The sequence below is a fragment of the Marinobacter sp. PE14 genome, from assembly GCF_053566155.1.
Map to the genome: position 1 here is coordinate 198,237 of NZ_JBQXNY010000005.1, position 23,482 is coordinate 221,718.

Annotated in this window: 25 protein-coding genes and 1 tRNA gene; 8 read left to right on the forward strand and 18 right to left on the reverse strand. The window is 57.0% G+C overall.

The features are described 5' to 3' along the window. Positions 1 to 2: 2 nt before the first annotated feature. Both ACWJ62_RS16950 and ACWJ62_RS16955 read right to left on the reverse strand, forming a co-directional pair. A complete protein-coding gene (locus tag ACWJ62_RS16950; protein ID WP_449287250.1) occupies positions 3 to 476 on the reverse strand; it encodes a hypothetical protein in 474 nt (157 codons plus the stop codon). A gap of 28 nt (positions 477 to 504) precedes the next feature. Further along, a complete protein-coding gene (locus ACWJ62_RS16955; RefSeq protein ID WP_041645222.1) occupies positions 505 to 834 on the reverse strand; it encodes a hypothetical protein in 330 nt (109 codons plus the stop codon). A 207-nt stretch (positions 835 to 1,041) separates the two neighbouring features. On the opposite strand from ACWJ62_RS16955, the gene ACWJ62_RS16960 reads away from it, so the two are divergent. Both ACWJ62_RS16960 and ACWJ62_RS16965 read left to right on the forward strand, forming a co-directional pair. Further along, positions 1,042 to 1,458, forward strand: coding sequence for a hypothetical protein (locus tag ACWJ62_RS16960; RefSeq protein ID WP_449287251.1), 417 nt, complete (start codon positions 1,042 to 1,044; stop codon positions 1,456 to 1,458). 57 nt (positions 1,459 to 1,515) lie between these two features. Then, on the forward strand, positions 1,516 to 2,757 hold the full coding sequence (locus tag ACWJ62_RS16965) for a saccharopine dehydrogenase family protein (protein ID WP_449287252.1): 1,242 nt from the start codon (positions 1,516 to 1,518) through the stop codon (positions 2,755 to 2,757). Here ACWJ62_RS16965 and cydC read toward each other — a convergent pair. From cydC to ACWJ62_RS16985, 4 genes are read right to left on the reverse strand one after another with little or no spacing between them, the layout of a single operon-like run. Further along, complete coding sequence (gene cydC, locus ACWJ62_RS16970) at positions 2,754 to 4,370, reverse strand: thiol reductant ABC exporter subunit CydC (RefSeq protein ID WP_449287253.1); 1,617 nt, start codon at positions 4,368 to 4,370, stop codon at positions 2,754 to 2,756. The two genes, ACWJ62_RS16965 and cydC, sit on opposite strands and share 4 nt — an antisense overlap. After that, positions 4,363 to 6,075 (reverse strand): thiol reductant ABC exporter subunit CydD, encoded by a 1,713-nt coding sequence (cydD, locus tag ACWJ62_RS16975; protein ID WP_449287254.1) that lies wholly within the window; start codon positions 6,073 to 6,075, stop codon positions 4,363 to 4,365. The genes cydC and cydD overlap by 8 nt, the downstream gene beginning before the upstream one ends. Further along, entirely contained in the window at positions 6,076 to 7,077 is a 1,002-nt protein-coding gene (cydB, locus tag ACWJ62_RS16980; protein WP_449287255.1) for a cytochrome d ubiquinol oxidase subunit II, read from the reverse strand. Positions 7,078 to 7,079: 2 nt separating this feature from the next. Then, a complete protein-coding gene (locus ACWJ62_RS16985) occupies positions 7,080 to 8,522 on the reverse strand; it encodes a cytochrome ubiquinol oxidase subunit I (protein ID WP_449287256.1) in 1,443 nt (480 codons plus the stop codon). 183 nt (positions 8,523 to 8,705) lie between these two features. On the opposite strand from ACWJ62_RS16985, the gene ACWJ62_RS16990 reads away from it, so the two are divergent. Then, positions 8,706 to 9,347: a class I SAM-dependent methyltransferase gene (locus ACWJ62_RS16990; protein WP_449287257.1), complete on the forward strand. Its 642-nt coding sequence runs from the start codon at positions 8,706 to 8,708 to the stop codon at positions 9,345 to 9,347. Positions 9,348 to 9,422: 75 nt separating this feature from the next. Next, positions 9,423 to 9,509: transfer RNA gene (locus ACWJ62_RS16995), tRNA-Leu, on the forward strand. On the opposite strand, the gene ACWJ62_RS17000 is transcribed toward ACWJ62_RS16995, so the two are convergent. From ACWJ62_RS17000 to ACWJ62_RS17010, 3 genes are read right to left on the reverse strand one after another with little or no spacing between them, the layout of a single operon-like run. Beyond that, complete coding sequence (locus ACWJ62_RS17000; protein ID WP_449287258.1) at positions 9,510 to 10,313, reverse strand: enoyl-CoA hydratase-related protein; 804 nt, start codon at positions 10,311 to 10,313, stop codon at positions 9,510 to 9,512. It abuts the tRNA gene before it with no gap. A gap of 53 nt (positions 10,314 to 10,366) precedes the next feature. After that, positions 10,367 to 11,245 (reverse strand): DMT family transporter, encoded by an 879-nt coding sequence (locus ACWJ62_RS17005; protein WP_053115334.1) that lies wholly within the window; start codon positions 11,243 to 11,245, stop codon positions 10,367 to 10,369. Between the two features lie 38 nt (positions 11,246 to 11,283). After that, positions 11,284 to 11,427 carry a hypothetical protein gene (locus tag ACWJ62_RS17010; RefSeq protein WP_449287259.1) on the reverse strand — a complete coding sequence of 48 codons (144 nt, stop codon included), beginning with the start codon at positions 11,425 to 11,427 and terminating at the stop codon, positions 11,284 to 11,286. A gap of 188 nt (positions 11,428 to 11,615) precedes the next feature. Here ACWJ62_RS17010 and ACWJ62_RS17015 point away from each other — a divergent pair, with 188 nt between their 5' ends. Beyond that, positions 11,616 to 12,407, forward strand: a complete 792-nt coding sequence (locus tag ACWJ62_RS17015) for an enoyl-CoA hydratase (protein ID WP_449287260.1) — start codon at positions 11,616 to 11,618, stop codon at positions 12,405 to 12,407. Positions 12,408 to 12,432: 25 nt separating this feature from the next. On the opposite strand, the gene ACWJ62_RS17020 is transcribed toward ACWJ62_RS17015, so the two are convergent. From ACWJ62_RS17020 to ACWJ62_RS17030, 3 genes are read right to left on the reverse strand one after another with little or no spacing between them, the layout of a single operon-like run. After that, complete coding sequence (locus ACWJ62_RS17020; protein ID WP_227507779.1) at positions 12,433 to 12,984, reverse strand: DUF192 domain-containing protein; 552 nt, start codon at positions 12,982 to 12,984, stop codon at positions 12,433 to 12,435. Continuing rightward, positions 12,948 to 13,709, reverse strand: a complete 762-nt coding sequence (locus tag ACWJ62_RS17025; protein WP_449287261.1) for an ABC transporter permease — start codon at positions 13,707 to 13,709, stop codon at positions 12,948 to 12,950. The genes ACWJ62_RS17020 and ACWJ62_RS17025 overlap by 37 nt, the downstream gene beginning before the upstream one ends. Positions 13,710 to 13,735: 26 nt before the next feature. After that, positions 13,736 to 14,656, reverse strand: a complete 921-nt coding sequence (locus ACWJ62_RS17030) for an ABC transporter ATP-binding protein (RefSeq protein ID WP_008171591.1) — start codon at positions 14,654 to 14,656, stop codon at positions 13,736 to 13,738. Positions 14,657 to 14,758: 102 nt separating this feature from the next. Here ACWJ62_RS17030 and ACWJ62_RS17035 point away from each other — a divergent pair, with 102 nt between their 5' ends. Both ACWJ62_RS17035 and ACWJ62_RS17040 read left to right on the forward strand, forming a co-directional pair. After that, a complete protein-coding gene (locus ACWJ62_RS17035) occupies positions 14,759 to 15,250 on the forward strand; it encodes a hypothetical protein (RefSeq protein ID WP_449287262.1) in 492 nt (163 codons plus the stop codon). A gap of 89 nt (positions 15,251 to 15,339) precedes the next feature. After that, positions 15,340 to 15,651 carry a hypothetical protein gene (locus tag ACWJ62_RS17040; protein ID WP_449287263.1) on the forward strand — a complete coding sequence of 104 codons (312 nt, stop codon included), beginning with the start codon at positions 15,340 to 15,342 and terminating at the stop codon, positions 15,649 to 15,651. Here the strand turns inward: ACWJ62_RS17040 and ACWJ62_RS17045 are convergent. The 4 genes from ACWJ62_RS17045 to ACWJ62_RS17060 form a co-directional block, all read right to left on the reverse strand. Continuing rightward, positions 15,644 to 16,249 (reverse strand): hypothetical protein, encoded by a 606-nt coding sequence (locus tag ACWJ62_RS17045; RefSeq protein ID WP_449287310.1) that lies wholly within the window; start codon positions 16,247 to 16,249, stop codon positions 15,644 to 15,646. The genes ACWJ62_RS17040 and ACWJ62_RS17045 overlap by 8 nt on opposite strands. A gap of 135 nt (positions 16,250 to 16,384) precedes the next feature. After that, positions 16,385 to 17,851, reverse strand: a complete 1,467-nt coding sequence (locus tag ACWJ62_RS17050; protein WP_449287264.1) for a PhnE/PtxC family ABC transporter permease — start codon at positions 17,849 to 17,851, stop codon at positions 16,385 to 16,387. A gap of 13 nt (positions 17,852 to 17,864) precedes the next feature. Next, entirely contained in the window at positions 17,865 to 18,515 is a 651-nt protein-coding gene (locus ACWJ62_RS17055) for an ATP-binding cassette domain-containing protein (RefSeq protein WP_449287265.1), read from the reverse strand. After that, positions 18,515 to 19,381: a putative selenate ABC transporter substrate-binding protein gene (locus tag ACWJ62_RS17060; RefSeq protein ID WP_273156830.1), complete on the reverse strand. Its 867-nt coding sequence runs from the start codon at positions 19,379 to 19,381 to the stop codon at positions 18,515 to 18,517. Before ACWJ62_RS17060 ends, ACWJ62_RS17055 begins: the two co-directional genes overlap by 1 nt. 183 nt (positions 19,382 to 19,564) lie before the next feature. On the opposite strand from ACWJ62_RS17060, the gene senB reads away from it, so the two are divergent. Beyond that, entirely contained in the window at positions 19,565 to 20,539 is a 975-nt protein-coding gene (gene senB, locus ACWJ62_RS17065; protein ID WP_449287266.1) for a selenoneine biosynthesis selenosugar synthase SenB, read from the forward strand. Here senB and selD read toward each other — a convergent pair. Beyond that, positions 20,536 to 22,812, reverse strand: a complete 2,277-nt coding sequence (gene selD, locus ACWJ62_RS17070) for a selenide, water dikinase SelD (RefSeq protein WP_449287267.1) — start codon at positions 22,810 to 22,812, stop codon at positions 20,536 to 20,538. The genes senB and selD overlap by 4 nt on opposite strands. Next, positions 22,812 to 23,480 (reverse strand): helix-hairpin-helix domain-containing protein, encoded by a 669-nt coding sequence (locus tag ACWJ62_RS17075; protein WP_449287268.1) that lies wholly within the window; start codon positions 23,478 to 23,480, stop codon positions 22,812 to 22,814. The genes selD and ACWJ62_RS17075 overlap by 1 nt, the downstream gene beginning before the upstream one ends. Positions 23,481 to 23,482 lie beyond the last annotated feature (2 nt).

The following is a 23,482-nucleotide window of genomic DNA, read 5'->3' on the forward strand; positions in this document are numbered from 1 at the left end:
ATTCATTGCCCTTCGTCGGAACCCTGAGCCTTGCCGTGCTTGCGGGACGCGATCCGCTTTTCCGCTTTTCCGATGATCAGGGTGTCGGCAAGGATGTGCAGGGCCTTGTTGGTAGTCCGTACGGTTTTGTAGATCTGCTGACTCGTCTGGTCATGGCTGGCTCGCGCTTTACGGGCAGTCTGTCGGAACTCCTCATCCTTCGAGAACAGATCAATCAGCCCGAAAGTCGTGTTCGAGATTGCCTTGTGCAGCTTTTCTACCGCGCTCGCACCACCCGAGACCGAGTCCTCCAGCAACCGCGCCCGGTTCCGGACTTCGAGAAGATCCATTCTGCTTTTCTGGATGGCGCTGTGCGCCGACACACGATGGGAATTGAGAATCCGGGCTTCCCGGCGGCAGAGCAGCAACTGCCAGTAAGCGATGCAGAATCCCCCCAGGGCCAGTAGCAGCAACAATACGATTGCGGCCAGATTCATGACAGGGTCCTCCAGTCATTCATTGCGATCATCGATACTCAATCTGCATATCCACGTCGATTTCGCGCTCGGTCATCTCTTCCTCGAGTTCTTTCATTACTTCCTGGTACACCATTTTACGGACCATCACCGGGAGTTTGTCGGCAAGTACGCGGGCAGAGCGTGATTCCCGCTTTGCCAGGGCAATCGGATCCAGTACCCGAAGCGTAATAACCAGCTCCGGTTCCTGCTCGGAATCTGCGATATCATCGTTCTCCATCATTCGGGCAATCACTTTGCGCTGTTCAAGAACCTGCCAGCAGACAAAGCCACTGAACAGGACAAGCAGGATGCTCAAGACTGTCAAAAAGGTGATCAATTCGAACCTCCGGAAATCGTTTCTTGCTCTGCCTGCCAGTGTGCCCCAAGCAGTATGACAAACGATTGGCCGTGAAGACGGATTTCCTGGTGTAGACGGGAAAGTAGAACGAGCGCTCAAAACTGTTAACATTGGTTGCAGTTGTTCAATGAGCTAAGCAGAATCAACGGGTTAAGGCCGACTATTCATACCAACAGAGGATCGTTCATGGTTTGGTTCAAGGCGTTTGCAAGTGGTTTTCTCGCTACCCTGGTGTTTCATCAGGGCCTGTTCGCACTGTTCTGGCTCGGGGGCATCGTGCCCGCAGCGCCCTTCAACCTGTCACCGGTGCCGCCACTGGGTGTGCCCCAGGTTGTGTCACTGGCGTTCTTTGGTGGCCTGTGGGGCATGTTGTTGTGGCTGATTCTTGGGCGCCTGGCAGGGGTGAAGTTCTGGCTGGGGCATGTCATTGTAGGGGCTGTAGGTCCCACGGCAGTCGCCATGCTGGTGGTATTCCCCCTGAAAGGGCTTGATGTCTCTGCCCAGACCTGGGTGGGCGGCTTGCTCCTTAACGGTTTCTGGGGCCTCGGTGTTGCCGTATTCATGCGTCTGATGGGCGAAAAAGCTGTTCCCGGGCTCCGCTGAAATACCATTGATTCGTTATCAATTTCTGTTGTCATCACTGTTTACTAAGGAAGAGCAATGACCAAATCCGCAGAAACAGCCTATGATCTGGTGGTGTTCGGTGCCACCAGCTTCGTCGGCCAGATTCTTACCCGTTACTTGCTCGAGACCTACGGTGTGGGCCAATCGGTAAAATGGGCGATTGCAGGGCGCTCGGAGAGCAAACTCAACACGCTCAAGAGCAACCTTGGCGATAAAGCCAAGGATCTGCCAGTGATTCTGGCCGATGCCGCAGACGACGCCGCCCTCAAGTCCATGTGCGAGCAGACCCGTGTGATTATATCCACGGTCGGCCCCTATGCGCTTTACGGCGAGCCGCTGGTTAAGGCTTGCGTACAGACCGGCACGGACTACTGCGATCTCACCGGCGAAGTTCAATGGATTCGCAAGATGGTGGAGCGTTACGAGGCGGAGGCGAAAACCTCCGGAGCGCGTATTGTCCACTGCTGCGGTTTCGATTCGATTCCGTCTGACATGGGCGTCTGGTTCCTGCAGAATCAGGCCGAGCAGACTTTCGGTGCGCCATGCCGAGATGTCCGTATGCGCGTGAAGACCGCGAAAGGCGAATTCTCGGGAGGTACCGTTGCTTCCCTGATGAACGCGGTGAAGGAAGCGGCGGCCGACCCGAAACTGCGAAAGCAAATGGCCAATCCGTTCTCGATCTGCCCACCGGAGCATCGCTCCAAGACCCGCCAGCCCAGTCTTAAAGGAGCCGAATTCGACAAGACCTTTAACGCCTGGCTCGCGCCTTTCGTAATGGCAGCGATCAACACGCGGGTGGTGCATCGTTCCAACGCCATGCAGAACGCGCGCTATGGCAAGGAATTTACCTACGACGAGGCCATGATGACCGGTCGAGGCACCAAGGGGCGTCTCGCAGCGTATGCCGTCACCGGCGGCCTGGGGGCGTTCTTGATGGCTTCGGCCATCAAGCCGACTCGCTGGCTGGTGGAGAAATTTGTCCCTCAGCCGGGCGAAGGCCCCAGCCCTGAAGCCCAGAAAGCCGGGTTTTATGATCTGCGCTTTGTTGGTCGCACCGAGGACGGAAAGACCATCATCACCAAAGTGACCGGGGATCAGGATCCGGGCTACGGTTCTACCGGGAAGATGTTGGGCGAAGCGGGCATGTGCCTGGCGTTCGATATTCCGGCGGATCAGCCGGGTGGATTCTGGACACCGTCCTCTCTGCTGGATGGCAAGCTGATGGACAGGCTCACCAGCAAGGCAGGCCTGACGTTCGAAGTTCTCGAAACCCGCTAACCACTCAGGTAGATCACACGGTCGGTGCCCGGAAGGGCATCCGACCCGTGTGCGAGACTGACCACGGTTTTCCCTTCCAGAAGCGATTCCATCCGTTTTGCTATTCTCGACCGGGTGTCGGCATCCAGGCCAGTGAACGGTTCATCCAGTATCACCAGGGGAGCTGGATTCAGTAACACCCTTGCCAGGGCCACCCTTCGTGCCTCGCCGCCTGAGAGCCTGCTTCCGGCGCTGCCCAGCCAGGTATCGAGTTGATCCGGTTCGGTGGCGAAGCGTTCAGCCAGTTCCATCTGCTCCAGCATGCTCCAGAGTTCGGTATCCGTAGCCTCCGGTGAGCCCAGTAACAGGTTGGCCCGCAACGTATCTTCAAACAGCACGGTTTTCTGGGTCAGGTAAACGCAACCCCTCCGCGCCAGGCTTCCCTGGGCAACCGGCAAAAGGCCGGCGAGCACATCGGCCAGTGAAGACTTTCCACTGCCGGAGCGGCCCAGAATACCGATGCGTTGGCCATCCTCAATCTCAAGATTGAAGCGCGTGAACAAGGGCGCGTACCCCGCGTGTTTTACCGCAATATTTTCTGCACAGAGAGCAGTTTTCTGAGGCAATTCCTTCTCTTGGTGCACAACCTGCCGTTCCTCTTCGCGGCAATCGCGGTTCAGCCGCGCCGCAGAAGCGATGGTCGCCCCGAGCTTGCCAAAGGCGTCAGGCAGCATGGCATAGACCTCAGTCAGCCCAAGCAGAGCAATGGGCAGTAAAACCAACACAGGCCCGGATAGCGTGCCCGCCTGGAACAGAGCAAAGCCCGCCCAGACCGCCAGGGCCGCAGAGAGATTTACCAGCAGATGGGTTCCGGCCAGGTGCCAGCCTACGCGAGTATCCGCTTTTGCCTGCTCTGAAGTTACCTGGTGGGCCTGGCGCATAAGCCAGGCAGCATGTTTGCCAGTGCGACCGGCAGCAGTAAGTTCGGAGAAACCTTCAATATGTTCGATGACCGCCGTTCGCAACTCTTCCTGACGGTCGCTTTGCCGGGCCGCAAGTTGCCAGGTTCTGAGGTAAACACCAACCGTTGCCACGGCCAGTGCAATCACCAGCAGCAGGCCCACCAGTACGGCTGTACCGACATCAAACAGAATGGCAGCCAGCACCACCACCAGAAGGGTTACCAGGCCGGCAAGAGACGTAGGTGCGATCAAGCGAAGGTACAGAGTATCAAGAGCATCGACATCGCTGGTCAGGCGCGAGAGCCACTGGGCGCCGCTCAGCTCGCCCCGGCGTACGCGTGTGGCGCGGGACAGCCGAGAAAACAGGTTCACGCGGATATCTGTAAGCAGTCTCAGAACTGTATCGTGGTTATATACCCGTTCCAGATACCGGAACACCGTTCGCGAAACTGCGAAAAACCGGATAGCGCCACCGGGCACATAGAGGTTGATGGTGGCCGCCGCTCCGGCAGCCAGAAGCAATCCCACCAGCGCCGTTTTGGTAAGGAACCAGCCGGAAACGGCCAACAGGGCAATGCCGGAGAGCAGGGTGGCAACAATCAGGAAACCACCCACCACCAAACGCCCGGGCCGCTTGAATATCAGCTCCAGCCACGGTTTCAGCTCACGCATCCCGAACCTCCCCGCCGGAGACGAGCAGAACCCGGTTTGCCAGTGTGAGCAACGCCTGGTGATGAGTGGAGAAGATCAGGGTTTTGCCGGCTACCGCCAGTTTGTGCAGCGCTTCCAGCACAAACACCTCACTGTCGCTGTCGAGGCCTGCGGTGGGTTCATCCAGCAGAATCAGGTCATAATCGGCCAGGAAAATACGTGCCAGGCTCAGCCGCCGGGCCTGTCCGCCGGAGAGCCCCTGGCCCTCCTCGGATACCTGGCTGTAGATACCCTGTTGGCGGTTGTCCAGCAGGGAACCAAGGCCAACGTTGCGCAGGGCGGTTTCAATGGCAATATCGGAGGCGTCCGGCGTAGTCAGCCTGAGGTTATCAGCCCAGGTACCCTGAACCAGAAAGCCTTTCTGCCCCAGCCAACCGAACCGGAAACTGCCCGGCGGTTCGCCAAACAGGTGGAGCTCACCTGTATCCGGTGCCATAAAGCCCGCCAGTAAATGCAACAGAGTGGATTTGCCACCGCCCGAGGGGCCGGTGAGGGCGATCACTTCCCCTTTTTGAATGGTCAGCGAGAGATCTTGAATAACGGTCTGATCCAACCGAAAGCGTTTGCTGACGGACCGCAACTCGATGCGGTCATCGGCGCCCGCCACCGGTCCGCTATCGGTGGACTTGTCGAAGTGCACTGGCGAACCAAGCCGTTCAAGGATTTCTGTGCCGGCGCCCATGGCCGCTGCTCGATCGTGATAATGCTGGGACAACGTCCGCAGGGGCTGGAAGAACTCCGGGGCCAGTAACAGAATCAGAAGCCCGGAAAACAGCGTGAGATCCTGGGACGGGCCGTAAGTGATGTACCCCAGCAAACCAAAACCGATGTAAATGGCGATAACGGCAATGGCCACCGAGGCAAAGAACTCCAGGACCGCCGACGAGAGAAAGGCAATCCGCAGCGTTTTCATGGTAACGCGCCGATAGTGATCCGACCGTTTGCGGATGAGCTCGGCAGCGCCCGCCGTCTGGCCAAACAACTGAAGCGTTGTAAGCCCGCGCACCTTGTCGAGAAACTGCCCAGACAGCCGGCTGATGGTTTCAAAGTGCTGCTGGTTTAGCTTTTCCGCACCCATGCCAACCAGCGCCATGAACAGCGGAATCAGCGGTGCAGACAACAGCAGAAAAATACCCGCCAGCCAGTCCAGCCAGAACACGAGGACGAGGATCAGCAGAGGCACGATCATCGACAGCGTCATTTGCGGAAGAAAACGGGCGAAATAACCGTGCAGTGCTTCCACGTGGTCAATCCATTCCCGGGCAAGCGTGCCTGCCGAGGATTGGCCCAGCTCTACCGGGCCGGTGGCCTGCCAGTGTTTGTGGAGCTGACGCCGTGCATCCCGCCGCACCTGTTCGCTGCAACGGGCAGAAAAACGCGTCTGAAAGCCCTGGCCAAGTGCCCGAACCATCATCGCGAGAATCAGCCAAAGGAAGAGCGGAGTGAGGTCCGTGACCGGGACCTCGTCAATAACGCCCAGATGAATTATCCGGGCCAACAATACCATCTGAATGATGGTCGCTATGCCGGCTACTGTGCCCGCAGCTACAGCACTGCGGATCCAGAGGCGATTGCCAAGGGCAAGCTGCGCGAGCCAGCCTTTGACGGCTTTCTGGTCAGTGGCGGAGGAACCTCCTCCACCATCATTGGCCAGAGGCTCCGCCACTCAGTGGTATCCCTCTCCGGCGCGCACCTTGCCGCGGAAGACCCAGTAGGTCCATGCGGTGTACACCAGTACGATCGGGATCACAAAGAGCAGGCCCAACAGCAGGAACAGCTGGGATTCATAGGCGGACGCTGCGTCCCAGAGCGTGTATTCCGGCGGAACCACATAAGGCCAGCGGCTGACCACCAGGCCCAGATAGGTGGTGATAAACAGCCCCATGGTCGCCACGAACGGCATGCCGTCTTTGCGATCACGAACCGAACGGTAAATCTGGATGGCACAAAGCAGAGTCAGAACCGGCAGAACCCAGATGATACTCAGGTTCGAGAACCAGCGCTCTCGGACCATTTCGTCCACAAAGGGCGTCCAGACACCGATGATGCCAAAGACCACAAGAACAGCCAGGAGCAGCGGCAGGGTGATTTTGTACGCCCACTGCTGCAGGTACCCCTCGGTTTTCATGATCAGCCAGGTGGAGCCCAGCAGCGAGTAGCCGGCCAGCATTCCCAGGCCTGTGAGAACGGTAAATGGCGTCAGCCAGTCCAGCGCGCCGCCCACATACACGCCGTTGGCGGTTTCAAAGCCCTGGATATACGCCCCAACCACAGCGCCCTGGGCGAATGAGGCGACAGTGGAACCGCCCGCAAAGGCCCAGTTCCAAAGATAGCGGGAAGTGCGGGCCTTGAAGCGGAACTCGAAGGCCACGCCCCGGAAGATCAGCCCGGCCAGCAGCAGGAACACACCAATGTACAGTGCCGGCAGGAAGATGGAATACACCATCGGGAACGCTGCAAGCAGGCCGGCACCACCCAGCACCAGCCAGGTTTCGTTGCCGTCCCACACCGGCGCCACCGAATTCATCATGGTGTCCCGGGCTTCCTCGTTCGGGGCGAAAGGAAAGAGAATCCCGACGCCCAGATCGAAACCGTCCATCAACACATACATGATGATGCCGAAGCCAATAATGAATGCCCAGATAAGAGGCAGATCAAACAGTTCCATAATCAGTGCCCTCCCTGGTTTGCGGGCTTGGCAGTACCAACAGTATCGCCGGAGTTGTGATTAATTTCGAAAGGCACGTGTGCGGCAGAGAACGGACGCTTCGGCCGATCTGTCTCGTGCTCGTCTTCATCCTGGTCTTCGAGACCTACATACAACACGCGCATCAAGTAATACACGCCGGCAGAGAACACCAGAGCGTACACAACGATATAGCCGATGAGTGTGAACAATGCCATGCCGCCCGTCAGTGAGGGAGTCAATGCCTCGGCCTGGGTCATCTGGCCGTACACCAGCCAGGGCGCCCGACCTACCTCGGTCACAAACCAGCCTGTCAGCACCGCAAAGAAAGGTGCAATGCTCATAAAGCGCATGCCCTGCAGGAACCAGTTGGTGCGCCAGTATCTACCGCCGGCACGCAGAACCAGTCCGGTAACCGCGAAGGCGATCATCAGCAGGCCAATGCCCACCATGATGCGGAACGACCAGAACACGATTGCGACGGGTGGTTGCTCGTCAACAGGAACCGCGCTTACACCCGGCACTTCACCGTCCCATTCATGGGTGAGAATGAAACTGGCCAGGTTGGGAATGCCAATCTCAAACAGGTTGCGCTGGTTTTCCTGATCGGGAATGGCAAACAGCAGCAACGGCACGTTGCGGGAGGTTTCCCAGTTACCTTCCATGGCCGCTACTTTGGTCGGCTGATGCTCCAGAGTATTCAAGCCATGGAAATCCCCCAGGACTGCCTGGGCAGGCGCAATGAACAGCAACAGCCACAGACACATGGAAAGTGCTTTCTTGTTGGCCTCAACCTCGCGACCGCGCAGCAGGTACCAGGCGCTCACACCGGCCACCACAAAGCCGCCGGTCAGGAAGGAGGCCAGTGCCATGTGGGCGAATCGGTAGGGGAATGAGGGATTGAAGATCGCCTCGCTCCAGGAAGTGACGTAGAACACGCCGTCGCGAAGTTCGGTGCCGGCCGGAGTCTGCATCCAGCTGTTCGCCGAGAGAATCCAGAACGACGAAATGAAGGTGCCGGTGGCAACCATGATAGCGGCAAACAGGTGAACACCAGCGGGCACCTTGTCGCGACCAAACAGGAGCACGCCAAGGAACGCCGCCTCAAGGAAGAACGCCGTGACCACCTCGTAACTCAGGATTGGGCCAAGGAAATTGGCAGAGGCCTGGGCGAAATTACTCCAGTTGGTTCCGAACTGGAACGACATCACGATGCCTGATACCACCCCCATGCCGAACACCACGGCAAACACCTTGGTCCAGAAGGCAGAGAGCTTCACCCACACAGGATTCTCGGTTTTGAAGGCCAGGCCCTCAAGTACCGCGATGTAGGAAGCGAGGCCGATGGTAAACACCGGAAAAATGGCGTGAAATGACACCACGAACGCGAACTGGATTCGCGAAAGGATGAGAGGATCAAGTTCCATGGGAACCCTCCGGTAACGTTCACATCATAACAAACGGGCCCAGCGAACCCGTTCAGCCGCTGCCTTAGCTCTGATTGTTATATTGTTATTACCGGCAGATGGTTACTATGCTATTAAATATGGTAGCAGATTCGATAGGGCCGAATGTCGCACCCTTGATTTAAAACAATTATGGTGATGCCGATGAGCTTTTACGAAGACAGAATACTGCCTCACATCATAGACCGGGCCTGCTCAATGGGACAGGTGATGAAACTTCGTAGCCAGGTGGTTCCCCATGCCAAAGGTGTGGTTCTGGAAGTGGGTATGGGCTCTGCTATCAACATGGAGTTCTACAACGCCGGCCAGGTTGACATGGTCTACGGCCTCGAGCCCTCAGAAGGCATGCGTCGAAAGGCCCAGCCGAACCTCGCAAGAACTCCCATAAAGGTGGAATGGCTGGACTTGCCCGGGGAGAAAATCCCGTTGGACGACAACTCCGTGGACACCGTTCTGCTGACCTTCACGCTTTGCACCATCCCCGACTGGAACGCCGCTCTTCAACAAATGCGCCGAGTGCTCAAACCCGGCGGTGAACTCCTGTTCCTGGAGCACGGCGAATCGCCCCACGATGGCACGCGAAAATGGCAAAACCGCATCACCCCAGGCTGGAAAAAGCTGGCCGGCGGTTGCCACCTGAACCGGCACATTGCCGACCTGATCCGCCACGCCGGCTTTGAAATCCAGGAGCTGGAAAACCTCTACATCCCAAAGGCACCGAAAATCGCGGGATACATTTATAAGGGCAGGGCAATCAACCCGGTAGAGACCGGCCCGGCGGTCTGATAGTGCGGGCAGAATCCGAATTGCGTTACCCCACGCAGACTTATACAATTCTGCCCGTCAAAACCTTCCCCGAATGCTCCGGTGGTGAAATTGGTAGACACAAGAGACTTAAAATCTCTCGACCGTTAGGTCGTGCCGGTTCGATTCCGGCCCGGAGCACCACTATTTATTCGACATTGCCTCCAGCATTTTATTCACCGCTTCCAGATGCTCCGGCTCGTTATGGCACATGCCCTGGAAGTTCGCACACACGTCCAGGAAATCCTTCAGTTCCATTCTCGGCGCCATTTTCATCAGGCGTTTGGTGAGGCGTGTGGCTTTCGGTGGCTGGCTGGCCATGCGGCTTGCCATGGCATTGGCGGCGTTCATCAATTCGTCCGCTGGCACCACTTCCAGAACAATACCCAACTCTTTTGCTTCGGCTGCGTCGATCACCCGGCCGGTGAATGTCAGCTCGAAGGCGCGCTGGTAACCGATCAGGCGCTGCATGAACCAGGCGCCGCCGTCACCTGGAATGATTCCCAGGTTTAGAAAGGTTTCGCCGAACTTTGCGCTTTCCGAGGCAATGCGGATATCCGCCATGTTGGCCAGATCGAAGCCGGCGCCGATGGCCGGGCCGTTTACGGCAGCGATGATGGGCACTTCCACATTCTGCAGGGCCAGGGGAATGCGCTGGATGCCTTTGCGGTAACGGTCGGCGCATTCGGCCACGTCGCCGGCAAAATCGCCGCTGCGGTTGGCCATGTCCCGGATGTTGCCGCCTGCACTGAACGCAGAGCCCGCTCCGGTGATCACCAGAACCGACACGTCTTCGCACTGGTTTACCCATTCCGTGGTGGTCACGATGTCGTCGATCAGGTTTGAGCCGGTCAGCGCATTGCGCAGGTCGTGACGGTTCAGAGTAAGCGTGGCGACACGGTTTTCGAGGGTCAACAGGGCATCGGTGAGCTTGGGTACGGTGGTCATTGTTGCGGTTCCTTGTTTTTGATCAGCGCGTATCTTCGCGCGCGGGAACCGGGTTAATCAACTGCCACCCGCGCTTTTCGGTACCGGCTTACTTCCGTCCAGCCGTGTACCGCCAGGGCGGAGAATACAATAACACCGCCTACCAGGCTGAGCTTTGGCGGTACTTCTCCGAGGAATAGCCAAACAAGGAAAGACCCGAACACGGTTTCCAGAAGCAGCATCAGGCTGACTTCCGCCGCCGGAATATAGCGGGGGCCAATCTGGATCAGGATGCACGCAGTGGGCAGGAACACCAGACAGAGCAGGGCGATAAAAAAGAAATCACGGGCCGAGGGCATCTGCGCACCACCAAGCAATGCCGCAACACCTGCCAGCACCAGCGCGCCGAACATGAGCATCACGCTCATATCGCTGTCGGGTTTGGAGCGCGCTACGTTGAGGTTGGAGGCCAGGGCAGTGGCGGCAACCACGGCCATCAGCAGGCCCAGAGGGTCCCCCTTGCCGAATTCGCCCACGGCCATGAAGGTGGCGCCGGTGACGCACACCAGAATGACCACCCAGGTGCGAAGAGGCAGCGTCTCTTTCCAGACCGCCCAGGCAATCACGGCCGCGATGACCGGCGCAGTGTTCAGGATGACCAGCACATTGCCCGCAGCTGTGTTCTTCATGCCAACCACAAACCCGAGGGTACTGATGGCAAAGGCACCGGCACAGAACAGGCCTTTACGGCCGCATTTTCGAATTTCAGGCACCAGCCGGGAACGGTATCGCGCCCAGCTGATCACAAAAAAACTGATCGCCAATAACAGGCCGCGCCAGAACAGAAATACCACAGGATCCACAGAGGTGATTTTCACCAGCAACGCATCGGGCACGATAAACAGCACGCCCAGGGCTGCAATGGTCAGTCCTTTGATTCTGGTTGTCTGCAACGTGGCTTCGCCTGTTCCGGTGTGTTGGTTCGGTTAATTTATGGGTTGTCCTGTTCCGGCAGCGGCTGGATGCTGTTGATGTCGCCGGTCGGTGTTGCTGGCTCGTCTTTTACAATGATGAAGATTGCTCCGCCGATAACCGCGATGGCGAAGATGGCTTTGAGGATTATCGATTTCGACATGCGTTCTTCCTCTCTGCAGTTTTGGCTTCTAACAACAGCCTATGGGCAGCAGAGGTCTATAACAACCGCAAGGCATTGAAAACTGAGCATCCTACAAAAGTCGCTTCGACAGTATAGACGCAGTCAGCAATACTCTGAGTAAGTTTGCAGAATGCTTGGCGCAGCAACGATTCAAATGGAGTTTCCACATGACTGAACAAACAAAAGAACTGGTGCACAAGTACAGCGAAAATGGCATTACCACGCTTACACTGAACCAGCCGGAGAAGAAGAACAGCCTTTCCATGGCCATGCTTGAGGCACTGTCTGAAGAGCTGGAGATCATCGCCTCCGATTCGGAAACGCGGGTTGTCGTCCTTGCGGCTCATGGCAACGTGTTTTGTGCCGGCCATGACCTCCGGGAAGTGCGTGAGCAGTTCGATAGCCATGAATTCCAGCTGGCCCTGTTTAACCAGTGCAGCAAGGTGATGCAGCAGATCGTGAACCTGCCCCGGCCAGTCATTGCGCGGGTTGCGGGTGTTGCGACCGCCGCCGGCTGCCAGCTGGTGGCCAGCTGCGACCTGGCCGTGGCGGCCGATACCGCCCGGTTTGCGACGCCTGGCGTGAATATCGGGCTGTTCTGTTCCACGCCGATGGTGGCGCTGTCCCGGAATGTGTCACGCAAGCACGCCATGGAAATGCTGCTGACCGGTGAGATGATTGGTGCCGTGAAAGCTGAACGCATCGGACTGGTCAATCAGATTGTTGATGAGCAGCACCTGGACGAAATGGTTTACAAGCTGGCGCGTACCATTGCCGACAAGTCTGGCCATACTCTGAAGATTGGTAAGGAAGCCTTCTACCGGCAACTGGAAATGCCGCTGGAGGACGCTTATGAGTACACCTCAAAGGTGATGGCAGACAACATGATGGCGAACGATGCCCAGGAAGGTATCTGCGCATTTCTGGAGAAGCGCAAGCCAGAGTGGCAGGACAGCTGAACCGGTTGCTGAGACATTGCCCGGCCTAATTTGCCGGGCAATTGTCCTTTCCGATGGCAAGCCGGTCGCCCGTTCCGATTCCATGTTCCAGGAAAAAGCCGGCGTTCATCTCCACGGCCTCGATGAATGGCACACCGGCCGGGTAGGTGGGGCAACCGGAGCCGCTGGCCGAGGGGCAGGGCACCATCTTGCGAATGCTGCCAATCTTGCCATCCTCGTTCAGGTAGGCGATGTCGAGGGGAATCAGGGTCTTGTACATCCAGAATCCGTGGCTGGCTGATCTCGGCTCGCGGTATTTAAACAGCATCCCGGCATCGGGAGCCATGGACGTACGGCCCATCAGTCCTTTCTGGCGTTGCTCGGAAGTGCTGGCAATCTCGAGTTGCACTGGCACTACGCCCGACGCAGACACAAAGCAGGCCTCCACAACCGGCAGGCCGTCCTGAGGCGCTGCAATGCCCGAGGAGCAGCCGTAGAGCAATAAGCTGGCTGCAAGGAGGGCCCAGACTTCCGCCCCCCGAACCGGGCTTGATGCGCAGGTCACGAGCGCAACCGGTAGCCGGTCTTGAAAATCCACCAGATGCCGACCATGCAGGCCGTGAGGAATATGAGGGTCATTCCCACACTGATGGCAATGTGAACGTCAGACACGCCGTAAAACGCCCAGCGGAAGCCGCTGATCAGGTAGACCACCGGATTGAACAGGCTTACCGTCTGCCAAACGTCAGGCAGCATGTCGATTGAATAGAAGGTGCCGCCAAGGAAGACCAGGGGTGTGACAATCATCATCGGCACGATCTGGAGTTTTTCGAACCCGTCGGCCCAGATGCCGATAATGAAACCGAACAGGCTGAAGGTGACCGAGGTAAGCACCAGGAAGGAGAGCATCCAGAAGGGGTGCAGTACGTCGTAGTCCACAAAAAACTTGGCGGTTGCCAGAATGATTAGCCCCAGAATGATGGACTTGGTGGCAGCGGCACCGACATAGCCGAGCACCACTTCCACATAGGAGACCGGTGCAGAGAGCACTTCATAGATCGTGCCCGAGAACTTGGGCATGTAGATCCCGAAGGAGGCGTTGGAAATGCTCTGCATCAGCAGTGAAAGCATCACAAGGCCGGGGATGATGTAAGCGCCGTAGGCGATGTTGTCGATGTCGCCCATCCGCGAGCCGATGGCTGAGCCGAACACCACGAAATACAGGCAGGTGGAGATAACCGGCGAGAGCACACTTTGCATCACGGTGCGCTTCATGCGGGCCATTTCAAAATTGTAGATTGCGCGGATACCGTACAGGTTCATGCTTTTCTCCAGAATAGCCGGCAGCTTTACTCGTGCACCAGGCCGACAAAAATCTCTTCAAGGGAGCTTTCGCGGGTTTGAAGGTCTCGGTATTCGATACCGAGATCGCCAAGCGTGCGGAGCAATCGGGTTACCCCTGCCTGCTCTCGCTGGGAATCGAAGGTGTATATCAGCTCGTAACCATCCTCTGACAGCTCTATCGGCTCCAGAGTGAGTTCTCCGGGCACTTTGTCCAGTTTGTGCTGCAGCTGCAGTCGCAACTCTTTCTTGCCCAGCTTGGTCATCAACTGGGCCTTGTCCTCGACCAGAATGATCTCGCCACCGCGAATGACACCGATGCGATCCGCCATTTCCTCGGCTTCTTCGATGTAGTGGGTGGTCAGGATGATGGTCACGCCATGTTCCCGAAGTTTGCGTACCATTTCCCACATGTCCCGGCGCAGCTCAACGTCGACGCCGGCCGTGGGCTCATCCAGAAACAGTATCTGGGGCTCATGGGAGAGCGCCTTGGCAATCATCAGGCGGCGTTTCATGCCACCGGAGAGAGACATGATCCGGTTGTTGCGCTTGTCCCACAGAGAAAGATCTTTCAGGACTTTCTCGATGTGCGCAGGTTTCGGCGCCTTGCCGAATAGCCCACGACTGAAGGAAACGGCATTCCAGACCGTCTCGAATGAATCGGTGTTGAGTTCCTGTGGCACCAGGCCGATGGTCTCGCGGGCCTTGCGGTAGTCTTTGACAATGTCGTAACCGGCGGCCGTTACCTGTCCGGAGGAGGCATTGACGATACCGCAGATGATACTGATGAGCGTGGTCTTGCCAGCGCCATTGGGGCCGAGGAGGGCGAAGATCTCGCCACGGCGGATGTCCAGGTTAATGTCTTTCAGGGCCTGAAAACCGTCGCCATATACCTTGCTCAGGTGCTTTACGGAAATATCCGGCTGCACGGGCGTGTCCTGTGGTCAGAATGGGTCGAATTGAAGGCGCGGTATTTTCTCATGAGTAGCGCCAGTTTAGAAACCTTTGCCTGGGCCGGAGAAAACCCCATAATGCCGGCCAGGTTTGTTCGGGATGCGGTTATGTTACGCGCTATTGCTGTTACAGGATTGATTCTGGCTGCGGTTGTTGCCGGTGTGTTCGGTTGGCGTCTGCTCGGAGACACAGGCGAAAAGCCCGGCGGAGAAAGCCAGACCGTTCAGTGTGATCTGCTGGAAAGTGGTCCATGCCAATGGTCAAGCGGGGCCGGAGATTGGCAGGTTGCCCTCAGCACCCTGGACGTGGGCGCTCAGGGCACCGAATACCAGCTTACCGTTGCCACGCCGGAACGTCCGGAGCGCTTTCTGGCCGTTCTCCGGGGCGAGTCCATGTACATGGGCGAGTACCCGGTGCCACTCGGCAAACAGGCTGAAAACCAATACTCCGCCCGCTTCACAGCGCCGTTTTGCACCGTGGATGCCACAATGACCTGGCGCATTGATCTGCAGCAAGGCCAGGAGCCCATCAAAAACATTCCGGTGAAGCTGGTTTTTCAGGCCGAATGACGCCGGGACCGGTGAGCCGGGTACCCTTCGGCTGACAATGGGCCGGGATTGTGTAAAATCATTTCATCGCCACTAGCAGGGACAACGTGATGGATTACGGAGATAGCGTTCAGAAGGTTCTGCTCAGAAAAATTCGCAAAGCCGAACAGGATCTGATTCAGCTAAAGCTTGATTACTGCCGGTTTGTTTTCGGATTGACTCATCGTGCGAAAGTACTGGCCGGCGGTGAAACCTATGTGGTCCGTTCGGTGGATGTGGACAGCATGGCCAATACGGATGATGGCGGCTTCAGCCGGCCTGAAATAACCGGAACCCGAGTGGACGAGCAGGATCATGCGGAACCCGTTGCCCTGGGTACCGACTGGGTACTTGAAACCGCAAACAGACAGGCTGCTAAATAAACGCGTTGGCAGTAATGGCGTCGTAAAGACTCGACGTGGGCGGTACGAAATGGTTGTATCGCCAGAACTCCGCACCCTCCAGACCCGCCCGGAAGCAAGCGAGGTAAACCGCACTGTCTGTTAATGTGCTGATCGCCTGCATCGCCTCCGGTTGCCGAATCCCCGTTTTTCGATTGATGGTCTGGGCAACCATCCCGGCCAGTTCCTCGGAATGCCGACTGCCTTTGTCGCTCAGGGCGCACCCGGCACCGTACAGCCACGCCGTGGCGTAGGCTTTGACCGCCTCCGGTGCGCTCGATAGCGCCAGACCCTTTACACGACAATCCCGTTCCTGAAGGCCAGCCAGAATGTGCAGTCCGGTGATGAGCTCAGCCCGGTCCGGAGCAGCTTCAGTGACCGGCTTTCTGCTGGCAACCGGCCATTCGGAACTGTTTGAGGGCAGGTCGGTACCCACCGGGTCTTTCTTTGCTCGCCAGATTTCCTGGTGGCCAACGGCCATGGGTTCAGAACGCACCAGCGAGATAACCCGCAAAGCTAACAGGACAAGCAGCGCCAGCAGCCCGACCTGAATGAGGAGAATCAACCCGTTAACCATCATCACCAGAACTCTGAATGTTGCAATAGGTGATCAGAGTGTAACGGAATGTATCCACACGATACCGCCAACCGGTCGCCAATTACCGGTTTAGCGTTGGCCGGAATGACGGAACTGTGATGGGGATCGCAGTGTGGGTTAGCAGGTGGGCATGGTCTGCAAGGCCAGCTTGCGGCGAATATAGCGGCCGAGGATGTCTACGCCGATGTTAAGCATGGCCGTTATCAGGATCAGAACCATTGCCTGGTCGAACCGGATACTCTGTATAGCGCTATCAACGTAAAAGCCAAGGGTGTAGATGCCGAGAATACCAAGGATGGCGGTTTCTCTCATGATAATTTCCCAGCGATAAAACAGAAACGCCAGAAATGATCGGTAGACCCGGGGCACGAGTTCCCAGCTATAGCGATTAAAGCCTTTGGGAGCATCGGATCTCAAACGGATCGTGTTGGTTTGCCGGCCAATCAGGTGGCCTATGATGCCGCCATTGTGAAGGGCCAATGCAACCACCGCAGGAAGCATGGAAGGTCCCCAGAGCTGCAGGAGTATGTAGGCCAGGATGTACTCAGGGGTTGATCGGGCAATTACCAGAAAAATATGGCCGGAGGTTCGACGTATCGGGCCGCCAAAGTGATTTGAGATCAGGGGGAACGCTAGCAGCGTGAGGATACCCGTGGCCACCAGCGCAATCTGAGTGAGAATCACAGTATTCCAGATGCCGGGCAGTGCCTGCTCGATCATCAGTTCATTCAGCCACGGTAAAAGGCCGGCCAGGCCCTCTCCATCCCTGAGTGGGCTGGGGACAATGTCCTCGGTGAAAAACCGTTCAACATTACCCCAGACGATGGGCAAGCCATCGCCAAGGAAAAACGGCGCCCCCACGATATACACGGGTAACAACTTGGGTCTTACCCATAGGGGAATTGTGGCAATGAGCACGTAAAAGAGGATCAACATTGCGCCGGCGTCGGAGTACATCCCCTGGGAAAAAGAGGTTTCCAGATAAAACCCCAGAGTTGGCAGGCCCACAAATCCGAGTATGGCACTCGAACGCAGCCCGCATTCCAGGCGATAGGCGGTGTAGGTTCTCAACTGGACCCAGCAATCGGGAATCCTGGTATACAGAAAGGCCGCGATAGTTCCTGTTCCCGGTGGCAAGAGCCTGCCCGGTTCCGGGTCAGCTTCATCGAGAATCTCGGAGTAAACCTTGGCGAAGATGCCGGAATAAGGTATCGCGATCGCCAACACGCCCGTCAGGGGGTGGAAACCGAAAAACTGCAAAAAAATAAGAGCCCAGAAGAGCTCATGAATCGCCCTGATGAAAGCGCAGAACACTCGCACCGGGAGGAATCGGTACACGAGAGCCAGAAAAAATCCGCAAACCCCGCCAACGGTCACCCCAACAAAGGCGAAGGCCACTGTTCGCAATAAGGCGGTAAGAAGACCTTCGCTGCTGAAAAAATTCGGAGTGAGTACACCCAGGAAAAAGTTGCCCAGATCCCGCCAGGGATTGTTTGCGGTGATCGCAATATCGGCAAACAAGAGCCCCACAAGCGCAATAGCAAGAAAGATCAGGCTGGTGCGAACCGTTGGGTAGGAGAGCATCGCTTGACAGATCCTAATACAGCGACATGATGTCTGCGGCCGCCAATTGGTCAGTAGGCTCATCAAGGGCAACCTGCCCATTCTGTATGCCAACAATGCGGTTACAGTACTTCATCGCCATTTCCACATCGTGAAGAGCGATAACACTGGTTTTGAAGCGATCTCGCAGCAATTGCATAACGTGATGCGCCATGGGGCCGTCCAGTGCGGAGATGGGTTCATCTGCCAATAAGACCGGGGCGTTGCGATAAAGGGCTCTGGCAATGGCCACCCTTTGACGCTGCCCGCCCGAGAGCGAAGCTGTGGGAATCCAGAGTTTTTCAGACATTCTCAATGCGTCCAGAAGCTCCAGGACCTGTTTTCTGTCCTGTTTGAATGGCCGCACAAGGGTAATGGTGTTGTACCAGGTGGCATGCTTGTCGAGCTGGCCCATGAAAACGTTGTGAAACACAGGAAGGGCGTTTACCAGGCCAAGCTCCTGAGGCACAAGAGATGACTGGCCATCCACTCGCTGGTGAATAAGCCGGATAAGAGTGGATTTACCTGCACCACTCTTACCGACCAGGGCAACCTGATCTCCTTCCTTTACCTTGAGGGTGAGGGGCCCGATTACCCGCTCACCCCCAAAAGAGGCCGTCAGGCCTGAGAGATCAAAGCCTGACATCAATCAATGATTCCGATTTCTTTCGCTACTTTGCGAATCGGCTCATAATCGTCGTTTGAAGCGGGAATAAAATCAGAACGCGGGAAGCTCTCAAGCAGCTCGGGATCATCAAGCGAGAGCAGGGCTTCGCGAACGCGATCGGTAAAGCCTTCGCCGTAGTTTTCATCCACGTCGCCACGGATGCTCCATTGGTAATTCGGGAACCCGGGTGTTTTCCAGATAACCTTCACGGCGTCGGTATCAATGTTTCCGTTTTCCAGTTCTTTTTCCCAGACCGCGAAGTTCATCGCGCCCACTTCGTAGGTGCCGGACTCGACCAGACGAAGGGTGCGAGTGTGGTTGCCGCTGTAGCCGACCCGAGAAAAGACATCTTCAGGTGCTTCGCCAAACGTTTCGCGGATGTGGTACTCCGGAATCAATCGTCCCGACGTTGAGCCCTTTGATCCGAAGGTAAAGGTCTTACCACGCACATCTTCTGGCAGGCTATCCTGACGATCCAGGCCGGTGCTTTCATGAGCAATAAAATAGACGTAGAAGGCCTGGTCTTCAGTGCCCTGTGCGATCGCCTGCGAACCGGGTACAAGTGATCTCGCCTGAACACCCGACAGGCCGCCGAACCACGCCAGCTGCACCTGGTTATTCCGGAAGGCGGAAACGGCAGCCGCATAGGATTTCACGGGGATATACTTCACATCGGCATCCAGTTCCTCGGAAAGGTAGTCCGCAATGCCGCGAAAACGCTCGACGAGCTTGGTTTCATCTTCGTCCGGTATTGCCGTAAAAATGAACGTTTGCGCGGTCGCGGCGGCTGAGAAAAGAGAACAGAGACCAATAATCAGCAATTTCCGTATAAGATTGTGGGTCATGGTTTTTCCTTTTTGGAATGGATATTTACAGTGCAGAGATAAAGCGAACGACTCCTGCTTCAGAAGGATACCTTGATTTGGGTTAACTCTGAACAGCTATACGGTTTGCGGGTTTAATTGGCTCAGGGCCGAACACTTCATTTTTCAGTAAGCTGGGTTCAATCAAAGACAATGCATCTCATAATGATCACGCCGGCGCAGCCGGGTTCGAAAGCAGGAAACCGGGCAACGGCGGAACGGTGGGAGACCTTGCTGGAAACTGCCGGGCACTCGGTCGACGTGGTTACTGAATACCACGGTGAACCCTGCGATGCGTTCATAGCCCTGCATGCCTGGCGTAGTGTCGATGCCATACGACATTTCCGCGAAACCTGGCCCGAAAAGCCGCTCATCGTGGCTCTTACCGGCACGGACATCTATCACCACCAGCACGAATATCCGGAAGACACCCGGTATTCCATGGCCGCGGCCGATGCGCTTATTGGTCTGCACGACCTGGTAGCGCACGACATACCCGCCGACTTTGCCAGCAAACTGGTCACGCTATACCAATCGGCTGAGGGGCCGGAGGCCTTTCCGGCGCGGCAAGCGGATCTCACGAAGGAGAGTTTTGGCGCTTGTGTGATTGGTCATCTTCGGGACGAAAAGGATTCTCTGCGGGCGGCTTATGCCGCGCGATTGCTTCCGAGGGACTCGAAGGTACAGGTTTTTTGTGCCGGCAAGGCCCAGAACGACGCATGGCACAACAAAGCAGAGCGGGAAATGACTGAAAACCCTCGCTTCCACTGGCTCGGCGAGCTGGATAAAACCCGTACCCGGCAGTTGATGGCGAACAGCCAGTTAATGGTGATCAGCTCGGTAATGGAGGGTGGCGCAAACGTGGTCTCCGAGGCCTGTCGGGCTGGCTTGCCGGTGTTGGCATCCGACATTCCGGGCAATGTTGGTTTGTTGGGTCGGGACTATGCCGGATATTTTCCCGTTGGCGACGAACAGGCGCTGGCCGGTCTGCTGCAACACGCAGAGACCGAACCTGCGTTTCTCGAGAGCCTCAAAGCGCAGGTTGGTAATCTGGCCGAGCGTTTCCTGCCCGAAAAAGAACAGGCATCCCTGGAGCAGGCGCTACACCTTGCAATGCAGCGCTGCTCAGAGGGACGTTAATCCCGCAGGGAAATAGGCTCGATGGGCCCAGATTCATCCTGGGCGGTAATCCGGCCGATGATGGCGGTATGCGGGTAACCCAACGACTTCAGCTCCCGAACGCATTCCTCGGCTTTGTCTGCCGCAACGCTGGCCAGAAGCCCACCTGCCGTTTGTGGATCAAAGATCAGCGGGTACCGCGCATGATTGACCCATTTTTCCTGATCCCGGATACCCCGGCGCAAGCGGATGTTTGCTGGTTGCAGGGAACTAAGGATCCCTGCAGCCGCTGTTTCCTCCGCGCCGGGAAGGATCGGGATGGCAGAAAGATCCAGCTCGGCATCCACACCCGAGGGCTTGGTCATTTCAACCAGATGCCCGAGGAGGCCGAAGCCGGTAACGTCTGTACAGGCTTTGGAACCGAACCTCCGGAGACAGTCTGCTGCCGCCTTATTGGACTGAACCATGGAGGCGAGTGCAGAATCAATCCACCGACCTTTAGCAGCCAGCTTTGCGTGAGCGGCAAACAGGGTGCCTGTGCCGATGGGCTTGGTGAGAACCAGGGCATCGCCGGCTTTCAGGCCACCTTTGCTCATGACCTCTTCCGGGTCGATCAGGCCATTGACTGCAAACCCCAGAGCCAGTTCCTTGCCTTCGCCGGTATGCCCACCCACCAGCGCGCATCCTGCCTCGTTCAGTACTTCAACGGCACCTGACATCATCTGGTAGACGACATCCTCAACCTTGGATTCAATGCCGTAGGGCACCGTCGCAACAGCCGTGGCACTCTGGGCCTCGGCGCCCATGGCAAAGACGTCACCGAGGCTATGATTGGCCGCAACCTTGCCGAAGATGTAAGGGTCGTCAATGAAAGCACGGAAGAAATCAACGGTGTGTACCACGGCCTTGCCCGGCGGTACTGTCAAAACGGCGGCATCGTCCGGGGCGTGAAGGCCGATCAGGATATCGTCCCGCTCGATGGGTTTCAGCTCTCCCAGGGCACGTGAAAGAACCGTGCTGCCTACCTTGGCACCACAACCACCACAACGCATGGCAACCGCCGAAATAGCCTGGGAGGCTTCCTCGGCGTTCTGTGCAGCAGCCGTATCCGGCAGCTTGGATTCTTCCTCCATCGGAGGCAGATCGTTAAACTTTTTCATGAACCGGCGATCGATCCAGTCTTTCCAGCGCCAGACCCAGGAGCCGTCGAACTGCAGATCTCCCCGAGAGGCCACCGCGTATTTATCGCCGGTGCTGATTAGCGCTAACCATTTTTTCTGAGGGTGAAAATCCCTGGGGTCCTTGCCGGTTGCAAGCCGCTTGAGATTGTCAGCAAGGGGAGGTCCCTGCCTTACCGCAAACACCCCCGCTTTTTCTCGGGGGTGGTTCATTACGTTGGCGATGTCGCCGGCCGCGAAAATACTGTCGTCATTTTCCACCTGGAGGGTGTCTCTCACTCTCAGGAACAGGCCATCATCGAGCGCCAGGCCTGTGTCCTTGAGCCATTCCGGGCCACCAGCCCGGGTCACCCACAGCACTTCGTCCGTTTGCAGAGTTTCGCCGGATTCCGTAATCAATAACCCTTCCTGAACCTTGCTTACTGGCGATCCCAGGTGAACCCTCACACCGCGCTCCGACAGTGTCTTTCGGAAAACCTCACGCACCTTAGGATTGTGGGTCGGCAGAATTTGGTCGGCGGCGTCAAAGAGGTGGAAATGCAGCTGATCGGGATCCTTACCACGCTGCTTCAGTTCATTCTTCAGGCGAAACTGCATGGCGAGGGTCAGCTCAACGCCACCGGCACCGGCGCCAACCACCGCAACCGCCAGCGGCCCGTCGTGATTCTCGATACGGGAAAGCAGTGCAAGCCATCGGTTGTTGAAGCCGGTGATAGGCTTCACCGGGACTGCGTGGTCGGAAGCGCCTTCCACTTCATTGACCCGGGGCGACGAGCCAATGTTGATGGAAAGAATGTCGTAGGGCACATCCGGACGACCACGGCAGATAACCCGTTTCCGTTCGCGGTCGATACCCATGGCCTCGGCACGATAAAACCGGGCGCCTGCGTATTCGGCCAGGCGACTCAGATCAATGTGAACATCATCGTAGCTGTAGTGCCCGGCCACGTAGCCAGGCAGCATGCCGGAATAGGGTGTGTGTGTGTCGCGACAGATAAGGGTCAGGCGCACGCCGGGGACAGGGTTCATGGCGAACCGCTTAAGGACCCCGACGTGGCTGTGCCCGCCGCCAATCAGGACAATGTCCCGTAATACAGGCTGGTCAGGCGTTCGCATCAGCTAATTTTCTTGGCTTCAGCGCTGAACTGGCTGTATCCCTTCACGTTTGAAAAAGCCTTCAGTATTTCCTGATCCGCCGCCGACGGGTTGGCGATCTGGTCGATGGAAGTGATGCCTGCATCCTTCATCTTCTTTGCCGTCGCCGGGCCAATGCCTTTGACCAAGGTCAGGTTGCTCTTGTCTACCGGCTTAGCAGCCTTGGCCGCTGGCGCTTTCTTGGCAGCAGGCTTCTTCGCAGCCGGTTTTTTGGCTGCCGGCTTGCTGGTCGAGGCTTTTGCTTTGGAAGCTGTTTTGGCGGTTTTCTTCGGCGCTGATTTCTTGGCCGCTGTGCTGGCCTCTTTACTCACTCCATCTGTGAGCTTCTTGACCTCTTCACCCGCTTCTTTTGAAGCCACGCCAAGCCGCTCGAGAATGCTGCTCTGCAGTTCATGGAACTCCTCCAGGCGGCGCTCAAACTCTTCGTGGAAACGCTTCATCTCGCGGTCGCGAAGCTCATCGATTTCCTTGAGCAGTTTGCGGACAGGCTCCTGAACCTGGTTCTGAAGGCTGTCGAACTGCTTCAGCGCATCGTTCACCAGGCCTTCGATCTGGGAAGAAGTCTTTTCAAACTCCTTGTTGACCTTCTTCACGATTTTATCAACGTTCTGTTTGGCTTTCTTCGCCATGG